Source organism: Frankia sp. Hr75.2, assembly GCF_949319125.1.
Lineage (GTDB): Bacteria > Actinomycetota > Actinomycetes > Frankiales > Frankiaceae > Parafrankia > Parafrankia soli.
Window position 1 is genome coordinate 101,060 of the sequence record NZ_CASGGV010000343.1, and the last position, 11,680, is coordinate 112,739.

The following is an 11,680-nucleotide window of genomic DNA, read 5'->3' on the forward strand; positions in this document are numbered from 1 at the left end:
GACCCCTCCACTTTACGAAGTCAATAACTTGACCGAGTAAAGCAGATCGAAACCGCTCACCCGGCCCCGGGCACCGTCCGACCCTGAAGATCCGTCCGATCGGGGAAGTCCGCCCGGTCCGCACGATCCGCCCGGTCCGGGAGATCCACGAGTCCCGGGAGGTTCGCGAGTCCTGGAAGGTTCGCGAGTCCGGCGAGCGCGCCGAACGCCCGGCGGGCCGCCGCCTCGGCGTCGGGCAGGACGTCCACCGCGGCCGCGCCGGCGTCGAGGCGGCGCCAGTTCTCCCGGGCCAGCACCCGTTGGACGGTGAGGACCGCCGCCGCGGCGAGCCGCGCGTCCACCTGGGCGGCGGGCGAGCCGGCCGCCTCGGCGAACGCGTCCGCCAGGGCGTCCTCGTCGGCGGCGGTGTACTGGGCCATCCGGCCCAGCAGGCTCGGGGTCGAGAAGACCAGGCGATGGTAAGCGAGCACCTCGGGCGCGTCGCACAGCCCGGTGACCGGTTCGTGCTGTCGCAGGCCCGCGAGGAAATGAGCCTCGAGAGCGGCGAGCGGCGACTGGTCGGCCGACCGCGCCCGCACCACCCGGGCCGCTTCACCACGGTGGTCGAGCACGCGGTGGAGGACGAGGTCCTCCTTGGCCGGGAAGTAGCTGAACAGCGTCGGTTTCGACACCTCGGCGGCCGCGGCCACCTCGGCGACGGAGACGCGCTCGAAGCCCCGTTCCAGGAACAGCGAGACGGCGGCGGCGGACAGCGCGTCGCGGGTGCGCTGCTTCTTGCGGTCCCGCAGGCCGAGTGGCTCGGTCATCGCCGCCGCCTACCCGCTCCGCTCCCCCACGAGCCGTCGAAGGGCCTCCGGGGCGCGGCTGTGCCGCCGGGCCGCCGGGCGTCCGGCGGTTCGCTCGGGTGCGATCTCGTACTTCACGACATGCACAGTAAGGCGCGCCGGCGCCGGACCGTCACGACCCCGACGGGCCCGGGTGCGACCAGGACCCGCCGGCCGGCGCGCCAGCCGCGCCGGTGTCCGCTACCAGGCGTCAAGAGCGGCCCGGAAGGGAAAGAAGATGGGACAGGCACGCGGACCACCAGGCGTCACAGCCAGTTCCCCGGCGGCCCGCTGCACCGCTCCGGCGGCTCCGGCGGCAGGCGTCCCGCACTGCCGGCGGGCCGACGACGCAATAAAGGGGGACGGGATGACGCGACAGCGCCGATCACGCCCACCTGGGGCGGAGATCGCCGCACCGGGGACAGATCGTCACTTATCGCATCCGGGCCAGGCCCGAAGTTAACACGAAGGAAGCCTGGATTTAATTTCTGTTGAATCGCCGTGTGCAATTCTGCAGTATGCAGACAGGTGGTGCTCCCGTGGTCGATATCGTTAAGATAGCAGCGTCGATCGACGATATCCCCACCGTTGAGGAAACAGACGCGATGCTGGAGGAGCTGCGCAGGCTCCCACGCACCATGGAGACGATCAGGTTGATGGATGACCTGCTGGAGCTCCGATCGCTACTCGGCGCGACGTGCTGAGAACGCGCGCCGAGTAGCGTCGGAGGGCTTGGCGGCGCACCGCTGGACGCACTGTTCAACTGTGGTGCGCCGACATTCCGGCCTGGCCGGTCAGCAGGAGGGTGTTACTAGGCGCCGAAACCCTGCTGGCCCTGCTGGCCCTGGTTGCCCTGCTGGCCGCCACCGAAGCGCTCGCCGGCCTGACCCTGGCCGCCGCCGACACCGGCCAGCTCACGCAGGCGGTTCTCGACGTAACGCTCGCTGTGGTGCGTCTTGTCCGCGATCCGGGCGACGAGGTCATTGATGTCGGTCGCGGAGTCGAGGTCCGCCGCGCTGACCTGACCGAACTGGTCAAGGAGGCGGTAGCGGAGCTGCCGCCAGTTCTGACGGAGCTGCTGCTCCACCTGCTGGCGCTGCTGCTGCTGCTCCTGCTGGCTCATTTTCTGATCCCTTTCTCAGTGGTCATTTACTGGCGCGCACCGAGGTGCGGGGCGAACGCTACCGCAGCGACTTCGGGCAGCGTCAAACCCACGCCGGAATCCGAATGTATGCGGCCAGTCCGGGGCCACCACGGCGGAAACAGCCCGCCGGGCGCATAAACGGTGCCCAGGGTTCAGCACGAGGCCGACCGATGAATACCGGCTCGCCGGCCATCATTTCGCCGTTTCCCGCCGAAGCGGATGGCGGCGCGGCCCGACGCCACGCGCTCGCCGCTCGCATCACCGGCGAACCGCCGACCCGGCCGCGGCGGAGTGCCGCGATCGCGCCGGTTCGCCCAGGGACCGCCGGGGGCGAGAACGTGCGATCAGGAGCGCACCGAAAGTAGCGTCGGGACGTCCTGACGCAAGGAGGCTGTCATGCGTGCGTGCGACACCTGCGGAAACGATTACTGGATGTCCTTCGAGATCCGGGTCGTCAGCGGTGAGACGTACACCTTCGACTCGTTCGAGTGCGCGGTGCAGAAGCTCGCCCCGCGCTGTGAGCACTGCGACTGCCGGGTGATCGGGCACGGCGTGGAGGTCTCCGGGCGTTTCTTCTGCTGTGCGCACTGCGCACGCCAGGCGGGCGGAATGGGCCGTGAGATCCGCGACGCCGTCGGAGCGCACCCCGACGGATCGGCGGCCGGGGCGGGAGACGGTGCGCACCGGCGACGGGTCGGCCAGGCGACGGCGGGCGAGCGGTCGGATGGGTGACAAACACCCTGGAGCGCCCGTTTTCCGCAGGTGAACTGGATGGGTGACCGGACCCACCACGCAATCAGAACGCTGGCATCCGGAACGGCGGAAACGAGAACGGCGGAAACCGGAACGGCGCCGGCTCGTACGCCGGAGCCGCGTGCGAGCCTGCCCGCCGCCGGGGCCGCGAATCCGCCTGCTGCGCCCCGGCGAGCAGGCCATCGTCGACGAGGTGTTCGCCGGGCTCTCACCGAGAAGCCGTTACCTGCGTTTCCACGCGCCGCTGGGCGCCCTTCCGGCAGCGCACCGCCGCGCCCTCGTGGACGTCGACGGCCGTGACCACATCGCGCTCGTCGCGGTGGAACGCCGTCCGTTGGGAATCGCGCGGCTGATCCGCACCGGACCGGCCGAGGCCGAGGTGTCGGTCGCGGTCGTCGACGACGCCCACCGCAACGGGGTGGCCCGTCGGCTGCTCGCCGAGCTCGAACGTCGCGCGTGTGCGGCCGGTGTCCGCGAGCTGCACGCCAACGTGCTCGCCGAGAACACCGCCGCGCTGGCGCTGTTCCGGGCGAGCTTCGCGCAGGGCCCGTGCGTGGTGGAGGGCGATGTGCTGCGCCTGACGTGCCTGCCGGGCCGCCGTGCGCGGTGGCCGGCCGGGCCGGCCCGGCCGGCCCGGCGCCGCCGTGGCAGGCGCCGGGCGACGCCTGCCACGGGCTGACGCCGGACGGGACCGGTCGGGATCAGGTGACCCGGTCCGCCGGGCCGCTCTTGATCGCCTCGACGAGAGCACCGAGCTTCTCACCGGAGAGGTTCCTGGCCAGGTCCGCCTCGCTGATCATCCCGACGAGCCGCTTGTTGTCGATGACCGGCATCCGCATCACCCGGTGCTCCATCATCTCGTTCAGGACGGTGTCGAGGTCGGCGTCCGCCCGGACGAACAGCGGCTTGCCCTTCCCGAGGTCACCGGCCCGGGTCGACGCCGGGTCCCGGCCCTCCGCCACACAGTTGATCACGATGTCGCGGTCGGTGATGATGCCACCGAGGCGGTCGTCGGCGCCGCAGATCGGCAGCGCGCCGACGCCGAGGTCGCGCATCATGCGGGCCGCGCTGGCCAGTGACTCGTCCGCGCCGACGCACTTCGCGTCGCCGTGCATGATGTCCCGAGCGGTCGTCATGGCTGTTTCCCCTTCGTCGTCATGCCTGCTGGGAGCCGTCCCGCGGCTTCCGGGGAAGCCGCGATCCGACTCGACATGACATACCCACCGCGACTGGGTGCACACGATCAGTCCACGATGGCGACGGTGCGCCAGGGAGGCGGGGCGCCGGGAATCAGTGGCGGTGCGCCGGGGCCAGCTGGTGCACGGTCACCCTGCGCACGTCGCACGGGTCGCCGCCGGCGGGCGAGCACGGCTCGCACTCCGTCTCGACGGTGGCGTGCACGACGCCGTGCTTCTCCGCCAGCACCGCCTTGACCCGGTCGGAGACCGCCCGCGCCTCCTCGAGTGTCGGATGGCCGGCCACCTCGACATGGGCGCTCGCCGCGGCGACCCGGTCGGACAGGCCCCACACGTGCACGTCGTGCACCCCGGTCACGCCCTCCACGGCAAGGACGTCCGCCTGCACTGCCGCCAGGTCCAGCCCGGCGGGGGTCGCCTCGAGCAGCACCCGGGACGACTCGGCCAGCAGGCGCACGCCCTGGATCCCGATCAGTGCCGCCACGACCAGGGAGAGCGCCGGGTCGAGCCAGTACCAGCCGCTGGTGAGCCAGATGACGAGCCCGGCGCCGGCCACCGCGACCGACACCAGCGCGTCGCCGGCCAGGTGGGTGACCGCCGCCCTGGTGTTGAGATCACCGTGCCGTTCGTGGACGAAGAGCGCGCTGACCCCGTTGCCGACGGCCGCGGCGATCGCCACGATCAGGACGACCAGGCCGTCGACCGGCTCGGGGTGGGCGAGCCGCCCGGCGGCCTCGACGCAGACCAGGGTGGTCACGACCAGCACGCTCGCCGCGTTCGCCTGGGCGGCGAGCACCGGCCAGCGCAGCCCGCCGAAGGTCCGGGTGGCGGACGGCGCCTGCCTCGCGAGCCGGATCGCCATCAGCGCGAACGCGACGCCCGCCGCGTCCACGAGGTTGTGCGCGGCGTCGGCGAGCAGGGCGACCGACCCGACGAGCAGCCCGGCCGCGGCCTGGCCGACGACGATCGCGACGTTCAGGCCCGTCGCGAACGCCAGCCTGCGGCGCTGGGAGTCGAAGCCGCGCGGAGCGGACCGACCCGCCGCGTGCTCGTGCCCGCCCGGCGCGCCGGGCCCGCCGTGGGCGTGGGTGTGGCCGGAGTCGTGGCCGTGGGCGGGCCGGGTCTGCGGCGGGACGAGACCCTGACCGTTGTCGTGCCCGTGGTCGCCGTGGCGGCCTTCGGGGGTGTTCACCGGTCCACCAGGTCGGCGAGGTCGCGCGCGGCGACGCTCCCACCAGTGGGCACGAACCGGGCCGGCTGCTCCCCCGCGGGCGCGACGAGATCGCCGCCGGGCTCCCCGTGGGCGTGGTCGGGGTCGACCGCGAGCACCACGCTGAGCAGGTCGTCCAACGCGTGCGCGAGGGCGTCGTCGGCGAGCTCGTAGCGCAGGCGCCGGCCCTCGGAGACGGCCACCACCAGCCCACAGCCCCGCAGACAGGCGAGGTGGTTGGAGAGATTCGTCCGGCTCACCGAGAGGACCTCGGCGAGCTCCGTCGGGTAGGACGGGCCCCTGCGCAGCACGAGTAGCAGGCGTGCCCTGGTGGGATCGGACAGAGCGTGCCCGAACCTGGCCAGGACCTCACCGTGCACCACAAGCTTCACCATAGACTGAACAGTACAGCGACCGCTGACGTCAGTCGAGCCTGAACAATCGACACAGCCCGAACGGTCGACACAGCCACCTGGCGCCCGCCGGGCAGCGGGCAGCGGGCGCGAGCCTCAGCCGGCGATCAGGTCCTCGAGGAAGAGCAGCACCCGGGCCGGGACACTGCGCCGGCCCGGCCCCGCCAGCACGGCGTGCCCACCGGGGACCACGGTCAGCTCGGTCCGGGCGGCCGTCCGGGTGGTCATCCGCACCAGCTGCAACGGGCTGATCGGGTCGTCCCGGCCGTGGATGAGCAGGATGGGGAGATCGGGCAGCACCCGCGGCGGCGGGTCGCCGACAGGTATGCCGGCGACCGGCACGTGCAGCAGCGGCAGCCCGAGCAGGACAAGCCCGTCGGGGCGCACGGCGGGTGAGCCGGCCATCGCCAGTGCGGCCAGCGCGCCCGAGTCCGAGCCGAGGAGGACGAAGGGGAGTCCGGGGCGGCGCACCTCGCCGACGGCGTGCGCCACGTTCCCGCCGGCGGGAACGACCGCGGCGGCGTAACCGTCGAGCGCCAGCCGCCGGGCGAGCCACTCGTAGGGCTCGCGGCTCTCGCCCCGCCCCATGAGTATCGCGACGGCCACCCGGACCGGCTCGGCGAGGAGGTCGTCACCCGGGACGGCGTCGTAGTCCGCGAGCGGGGGGCTGATCGTTGTCGAGGGCGTCATGGCGCCGTGGTCTCCTTCTCTGGCGCTCCGTTGCGCCGTCACGGCCCGCGGCGGGGGATACGCGAGGCTCGTGCCGCCGGCGTCACCGGCGCCGCGGCCCCGGGCCCACATGAGTCACGGCGGGGCCAGGAACCCCGGCAGACTATCTCCCGCGCCGGGGTAGCGGCGGAGGCCGGGGTGTCCGCCGAGCGACACCGCCAGGCGACACCACCGAACCGCACCGCCCACGGCGGGCCCTCCGCCGATCCCGGGGCGCGGCGCCCCGGGATCGGCGCGACCGGCGCCAGCAAGCCGTCGCCGATCCCCGACTAGCTCTCGTGGATCTGCTGCGTGAGGTAGTTCGTCGCGCCGAGCTGGGCGATCAGCGTGAGCTGGGCGTCCAGCCAGTCGATGTGCTCCTCCTCGGAGACGAGGATCTTCTCCAGCAGCACCGCCGAGCCCACGTCCTTCTTCGACCGGCACAGCGCGATTCCGTCGCGCAGAAGGCTGACCGCCTCGTCCTCCTGCGCCACATCGGTCTCCAGCTGCTCCTGCACGGTCTCGCCGATCCGCAGGGTGTGCAGCCGCTGCAGGTTGGGTAGGCCGTCCAGATATAGAATGCGCTCAATCAGCGCATCGGCGTGTCGCATCTCGTCAATGGACTCGTGGTAGAAGTAGTCCGACAGTCGGCGATATCCCCAGTTACGCTGCATCCGCGAATGCAGGAAGTACTGGTTGATGGCCGTCAGCTCGTTCGTCAGCACCTTGTTCAACAGGTCGATGATGTCCTTGTCGCCACGCACCGTCTACATCTCTCCTCAGTCGTCTTCGACGCGCCCACAGGCCGCGGGGGTGCAGCCCTTCCGGACGAACGGCCACGGTCACCGGGACCTCCGGCACCGTTCCGGCACGTCCGCGCCGGTCCGTCCTGGGCGGCGTCGCGACGCAAGGTACCCGGACCGTCGCCGGACACCCTGGCCACCGCCACCGGAGGCCGCCGCCACCGGATTGGGCCGGCGCGCCGCAAATTCGCCCAGGAAACAGGAAATCACAGTGGAGCCCGGCGCGCATACCGGTAAGAGCGCCGCGAACCTCACATCGACGCCTATTTAGGCTAGCCTGTCCTCAGTTAGGGAAGGCTTCGCTGACGCGTCACCGGCGAGGCAGCCGCACCAGACCGAGATAGAAGTCGTCGATCCGATGAATCACCTCGGTGAAGGCCTCGAAGTCCACGGGTTTCGAGACGTAGGCGTTCGCGTGCAGCGTGTAGCTGTACAGCACGTCGTCCGGCGCCTCCGAGGTTGTCAGCACAACCACCGGGATGGACAGCAGCCGCGGGTCCGCCTTCAAAGCGCTGAGAACCTCCCGGCCGTCCATCCGCGGCATGTTGAGGTCCAGCAGGATGAGGTCGGGCCGAGGGTTCGCGGGGTCCCGCAGGTAGGCCATCGCCTCCACGCCGTCGACGGCCACGTGGAGCTCGTGGTTGACACCGCGGTCGGTCAGCGCCTCCTCAACCATCAGCGTGTCGCCGGGGTCGTCCTCCACCAGCAGGATGTTGAACGCGCGAACAGCGGCGGCAGCGGTCACGAACGGCCTCTCTTGTCACGGAGTCTGGATCAGGTCACGGAGGCTGGATCAGCTCGGAGCACCGGCCGGACGCCGTGGCGTCACGCCCGTGTCCGGCCATCGTGCGACCGCCGGGCACGACCGTCGGCGCGGCCAACGATAGGCCGATCGACAGCGGGGCGGGGCGCGGGGCGTCCACCCGCGTGCTCCCGTCCGCGGGTGCGCCACGAACCACCAGCCACCCGGACCAGCCCCGACGACGAGGCGTAGCCGTCGTGCGACGCTGAGGCTGGATCGGTCCCCACCGGGACATCGTCAAGACAGCATGGAGTGCCATCAATGCGACGTGCCGTGGACGCGGACGCGGCGCTGTTCGTGGGCTGCGCGCTGACCAACGCCCTCGGCATGACCGGGCTGGTCCGCACCTTCGGCTATCCCGGCATGCTGAACGACCCGGCCGCGGCGACGCTGGCCGCGCTGGGCTCGCGGACCTGGACCCTCACACTGTTCACCCTGCTCACGGCGGCATCCGCGGTGCTGCTCGTGCCGCTGACGACGCGAATCGTCCGCCTCGGGGCCGGCCCGGGCCCGGGCCGGCCGGCCGCGAACCCGAACCGGGCCGCCTGGGTGCTGCTCCTCACGGGGCTCGCCGCCGCGACCTCCATGATCTTCGAGTGGTCCTTCTGGCTCATCGGGGTGCCGCTACTCACCCGCAATCCGCCAGGACCCGGGCCGATCTCCCCCGGTGTGACCACCTTCGACGCGTTGCGCGTCACTCTTGGTGTCCTGTGCGGCGAGACGATCGGCCCGCTGCTGCTGGCCGCCTGGACCGTCCTGGTCGCGTCCCGTTTCGTCGCGTCCGTCTTCGATGACTGGTGGCCGCTCGCGCCCGCCCGTCCTGACCCTCCTGACCGCCCCGGACGCAGCCCGCTCGGAGGCCGGCTCGTCGGGCGCGGGCTGGTCGAACGCGGTCGCCGCGTTGTCGCCGCGGCGGCGGACTGGCTGCGGTTGGAGGTCCTGCGCTGGGCGCGGCCCGTCCTCATCGGGAGCGGCCTCGCCTGCGCCGCGCTGCTGTTCGCGGCCGCCGTCTCGGCGGCGGGCCTGCTCCCCACGCCCCACCTGCCCGTTCTCGCCCGCCTGCTGTGGAGCCTGTGGCTGGCCGGGATCGGGGCCCTGGTCTGGATCTCGCGGGCCCGGGGAGCGGGCCCCCGGCACGGGGCGGGGGGCCACGGCGTCGTCCTCGGGCTCCCGTGGCGGGCGGGCGGGCCCCGGGCGGCCGCCCGGCCGCGCCCGTTCCAGCGCACGCCCTTCCGGTATACGGCCTACCGCGCCGCCGCGCGGAGCAGGGCGCTCCCCCGGCACCGGCCAGGTCAGCTCGACGCCGGTCCGGTGAAACTGCGGGCCGAAGTGGGCGGACTGGTCGGAACGGACGGGAACGACGCCGTCACCGAGGCCGGCGACGAGGCGGTCGTGGACGCGGGTCCCCACGCCCGCGTCGCTCATGCCACGGCCGATGCCCACGCCGACGCCAATGCCGGCCCCGGCCCCGACGACGACGGGACGGATCCGCCGACCGAGATCGTCTCCGGGCTCCGGGAGGTCCACGCGGCAGGCGACGACGAGCCCGCGGATTCCGGGTCCGCTGAGGGCTGACCTCGTCCGCTCAGCCGGGCAGGCGGGGGCGGCGCGGCGCGAGCACCCGGCCATGGGCGCCGGACTGGCGCACCGTCCAGCCGAGCTCGTCGGAGCCGGTGACCGACCAGGGCCCTTCCCCCCACCGACGCCCCGGATCGCTCAGCCCTCGGCCGCGGACCCGCGGGGCGGCGACGAAGGCCGCGACGTCGCGCATGGCGACGTCCAGCAGAGCCCCCCGCCCGGCCGCCCGGCACAGCGCGACCGCCAACGCGCCGAAGAGGCCGGTCAGCGGGTCGGCGATCGCGTCACCGCAGAACACCGGGACGGAGCCGCCGGGAGCCGTCCGGTCCCAGCCGACGAGTCCGCCGGCGACGGCGGCGTCGTCACCGAAGGCGACCGGGCCGGGCCCGTGCCCGCCGGCGCCGGTCGCCCGCCCGTACCCGGTGATGCTCAGCCAGACCCGACCGGAACGGGCCCGCACCCACCGGTCGGCGTCCAGACCGAGCTGCGCGAGCGCGCGTGGCCGGGAGCCCTCGATCACGACGTCGGCCCGCTCGACGAGCCGGTGCAGCGCCGCCCGCCCTCGCGGGTCGGTGAAGTCGAACCGTTCCTCGTCCTGGCCCGCGTGCAGCCACCGGTAGAAGTCCGGGTCACCGAGCCGTGCCCCGTCCGGGCGGTGCACGCTCTCGACCTTCACAACCCGCAGGCCCATCCGCCCCAGCAGGCGGGCCGCCAGCGGACCAGCCCACAGCGACGAGAGGTCGACGACAAGGGGACAACCGGCCCCGTTCCCAACCGCTGCCGGTCCGGCGGCCTCCCCCTGCCGGCCCGGCGCCTCGCTCTGGACGGCGATGCCCTGGACGGCGATCCGGACCGGTGGCCGGGGCTCGGCCGGCTCGTCGGATGGGAGCGACGCCACGGGTAGCCCAAGCAGCCAGGCACGATCGACCAGGTCGGCGCGGTCATGGGCGGGCAGCAGGGCGGTCAGCGCCGCCCATGTCGTCTCAAGTGGGTCACGGTGGCCACCCGCGGGTGCGGTGACCTCCGCGGGATCCACGCCGAGCAGCGCCGGGAGCATCTCCACGTCGTCCCGCCGGGCGAGGTTCACCGCGACCCAGCCGTCGGCGGCCTGCAGCAGCCGGCAGCCGCCGTTGGCGGAGATCGTCCCGCCGCGGCGCAGGCCGAGCAGCGCGGCCCGGCCCGCGAGCAGCTCGGGGACGTCAACCTCGACCGCCGCGCCCAGCTGCGCGGACGCGGCGCGGAGCAGCGCGGCGGCCGCCCGGGCCCGCCCCAGCACCGGGGCGTCCGGCACGACCGGGACCGCCGCGGGCCGGCCGGTGAGCCACATGAGCCCGGACCCGGCCCAGTCGAGCGCGGGCCTGGCCGCGGGCGCCGCCGTCGGTCGGGCCTCGAACGGCGCGGCCTCGATGGGCAGGGATTCGAGCGGGAGGGATTCAAGCGGCAGGCCCGCCGCGAGCAGCGCCTGTCGCAGTTCGACTTCCAGCTCGGCCTCGGCGTCGATCTCGGCGTCGGCGGGGCCGAGGTCAGCTGCTCGGTTCCGCGCCACGAGCCGGGATCTCACCACACTGGACCACCACGAAGCCACCGCGCCCGCTGTACTCGATCTGGGCGAGCTCGCCGGAGGTGCGCCCGATCAGATTGCCCACCTTGAAGCTGGAGATCACCCGGGTGCGGACGCCGGCCGTCCAGGCGACTGCCGCGTCGCGATCGACGCACACCGGCTCGTCCGTCGGGAGGACGAGCGGGCTGCCCAGGCACAGCACGCCGACACCGCCCGTTCCGGAGACCTCGGTGTTGAACACGCCGCCCGCGATCATCGCACCGATCCCGCCGGACGTCGTAGTGATCTTGTAACGGACGCCGGACTCCAGGGCGAGCAGGCTGCGGCCGTTGACCGTGATCCGGTCGTTGTCCAGGTGGAAGATCGAGATGTGGCTGCCGGACTCCGCGAACCAGACGGTGCCGCGGCCCTTGACCCGCATCAGGTCCTGGCCCTCGCCGGTGACCGCGCGCCGGAGATAGCCGCCGACGCCCTGCCCCTTGTAGGCGAAGTCGACCTTGCCGCGGTAGGCCACCATGGACCCCTGCTTCGCGTACATCTCGCCGCCGTCGAGGCGGACCCGGAGCATCCGGTCGCCCTCCTCGAGCGCGAACGGCGGACCGCCGGAACTTCCCGCCGCATGCTGCCCAAGTGGTTGATTCACAGGCACCATTGAACGCCGGACGGCGATCCCCGTCACCACCGATCG

Annotated in this window: 15 protein-coding genes; 5 read left to right on the plus strand and 10 right to left on the minus strand. The window is 72.8% G+C overall.

The annotated features are described in order from the left end of the window. Positions 1-56: 56 nt before the first annotated feature. On the minus strand, positions 57-806 hold the full coding sequence (locus tag AC559T_RS33740; protein ID WP_131626696.1) for a TetR/AcrR family transcriptional regulator: 750 nt from the start codon (positions 804-806) through the stop codon (positions 57-59). A gap of 557 nt (positions 807-1,363) precedes the next feature. Between AC559T_RS33740 and AC559T_RS33745 the strand changes: the two genes are divergently transcribed. Further along, positions 1,364-1,528, plus strand: coding sequence for a hypothetical protein (locus AC559T_RS33745; protein WP_020460040.1), 165 nt, complete (start codon positions 1,364-1,366; stop codon positions 1,526-1,528). 107 nt (positions 1,529-1,635) lie between these two features. On the opposite strand, the gene AC559T_RS33750 is transcribed toward AC559T_RS33745, so the two are convergent. Beyond that, a complete protein-coding gene (locus AC559T_RS33750) occupies positions 1,636-1,947 on the minus strand; it encodes a hypothetical protein (RefSeq protein WP_071066897.1) in 312 nt (103 codons plus the stop codon). 417 nt (positions 1,948-2,364) lie between these two features. On the opposite strand from AC559T_RS33750, the gene AC559T_RS33755 reads away from it, so the two are divergent. Both AC559T_RS33755 and AC559T_RS33760 read left to right on the plus strand, forming a co-directional pair. Beyond that, complete coding sequence (locus AC559T_RS33755) at positions 2,365-2,700, plus strand: metallothionein (RefSeq protein ID WP_243657769.1); 336 nt, start codon at positions 2,365-2,367, stop codon at positions 2,698-2,700. 142 nt (positions 2,701-2,842) lie between these two features. Continuing rightward, on the plus strand, positions 2,843-3,400 hold the full coding sequence (locus AC559T_RS33760) for a GNAT family N-acetyltransferase (RefSeq protein WP_498871276.1): 558 nt from the start codon (positions 2,843-2,845) through the stop codon (positions 3,398-3,400). 22 nt (positions 3,401-3,422) lie between these two features. Here the strand turns inward: AC559T_RS33760 and AC559T_RS33765 are convergent, their stop codons facing one another. From AC559T_RS33765 to AC559T_RS33780, 4 genes are all read right to left on the minus strand, one after another. After that, entirely contained in the window at positions 3,423-3,857 is a 435-nt protein-coding gene (locus AC559T_RS33765; protein ID WP_020460036.1) for a CBS domain-containing protein, read from the minus strand. Between the two features lie 154 nt (positions 3,858-4,011). Continuing rightward, positions 4,012-5,109: a cation diffusion facilitator family transporter gene (locus AC559T_RS33770; RefSeq protein ID WP_498871277.1), complete on the minus strand. Its 1,098-nt coding sequence runs from the start codon at positions 5,107-5,109 to the stop codon at positions 4,012-4,014. Continuing rightward, positions 5,106-5,522: an ArsR/SmtB family transcription factor gene (locus AC559T_RS33775; RefSeq protein WP_498871278.1), complete on the minus strand. Its 417-nt coding sequence runs from the start codon at positions 5,520-5,522 to the stop codon at positions 5,106-5,108. The genes AC559T_RS33770 and AC559T_RS33775 overlap by 4 nt, the downstream gene beginning before the upstream one ends. 114 nt (positions 5,523-5,636) lie before the next feature. After that, positions 5,637-6,230, minus strand: coding sequence for an alpha/beta fold hydrolase (locus AC559T_RS33780; protein ID WP_020460033.1), 594 nt, complete (start codon positions 6,228-6,230; stop codon positions 5,637-5,639). Between the two features lie 177 nt (positions 6,231-6,407). Here AC559T_RS33780 and AC559T_RS33785 point away from each other — a divergent pair, with 177 nt between their 5' ends. Then, a complete protein-coding gene (locus tag AC559T_RS33785) occupies positions 6,408-6,542 on the plus strand; it encodes a hypothetical protein (protein WP_255565694.1) in 135 nt (44 codons plus the stop codon). Here AC559T_RS33785 and bfr read toward each other — a convergent pair. Beyond that, positions 6,539-7,012: a bacterioferritin gene (gene bfr / locus AC559T_RS33790; RefSeq protein WP_112106331.1), complete on the minus strand. Its 474-nt coding sequence runs from the start codon at positions 7,010-7,012 to the stop codon at positions 6,539-6,541. The genes AC559T_RS33785 and bfr overlap by 4 nt on opposite strands. A 349-nt stretch (positions 7,013-7,361) precedes the next feature. Continuing rightward, entirely contained in the window at positions 7,362-7,796 is a 435-nt protein-coding gene (locus tag AC559T_RS33795) for a response regulator (protein ID WP_112106332.1), read from the minus strand. A 318-nt stretch (positions 7,797-8,114) separates the two neighbouring features. On the opposite strand from AC559T_RS33795, the gene AC559T_RS33800 reads away from it, so the two are divergent. Next, positions 8,115-9,428 carry a hypothetical protein gene (locus AC559T_RS33800; RefSeq protein ID WP_498871279.1) on the plus strand — a complete coding sequence of 438 codons (1,314 nt, stop codon included), beginning with the start codon at positions 8,115-8,117 and terminating at the stop codon, positions 9,426-9,428. Positions 9,429-9,438: 10 nt separating this feature from the next. Here AC559T_RS33800 and AC559T_RS33805 read toward each other — a convergent pair whose 3' ends face one another. Both AC559T_RS33805 and AC559T_RS33810 read right to left on the minus strand, forming a co-directional pair. Next, on the minus strand, positions 9,439-10,977 hold the full coding sequence (locus AC559T_RS33805) for a CoA transferase (protein WP_498871280.1): 1,539 nt from the start codon (positions 10,975-10,977) through the stop codon (positions 9,439-9,441). Continuing rightward, positions 10,955-11,644, minus strand: a complete 690-nt coding sequence (locus AC559T_RS33810) for an AIM24 family protein (RefSeq protein ID WP_071066924.1) — start codon at positions 11,642-11,644, stop codon at positions 10,955-10,957. Before AC559T_RS33810 ends, AC559T_RS33805 begins: the two co-directional genes overlap by 23 nt. Positions 11,645-11,680: the final 36 nt, after the last annotated feature.

Coding starts and splice junctions, on each gene's coding strand:
- AC559T_RS33780 (WP_020460033.1), bottom strand. CDS start 6,230: ATGACGCCCTCGACAACGATCAGCCCCCCGCTCGCGGACTACGACGCC.
- AC559T_RS33740 (WP_131626696.1), bottom strand. CDS start 806: ATGACCGAGCCACTCGGCCTGCGGGACCGCAAGAAGCAGCGCACCCGC.
- AC559T_RS33755 (WP_243657769.1), top strand. CDS start 2,365: ATGCGTGCGTGCGACACCTGCGGAAACGATTACTGGATGTCCTTCGAG.
- AC559T_RS33800 (WP_498871279.1), top strand. CDS start 8,115: ATGCGACGTGCCGTGGACGCGGACGCGGCGCTGTTCGTGGGCTGCGCG.
- AC559T_RS33775 (WP_498871278.1), bottom strand. CDS start 5,522: ATGGTGAAGCTTGTGGTGCACGGTGAGGTCCTGGCCAGGTTCGGGCAC.
- AC559T_RS33765 (WP_020460036.1), bottom strand. CDS start 3,857: ATGACGACCGCTCGGGACATCATGCACGGCGACGCGAAGTGCGTCGGC.
- AC559T_RS33810 (WP_071066924.1), bottom strand. CDS start 11,644: ATGGTGCCTGTGAATCAACCACTTGGGCAGCATGCGGCGGGAAGTTCC.
- AC559T_RS33750 (WP_071066897.1), bottom strand. CDS start 1,947: ATGAGCCAGCAGGAGCAGCAGCAGCAGCGCCAGCAGGTGGAGCAGCAG.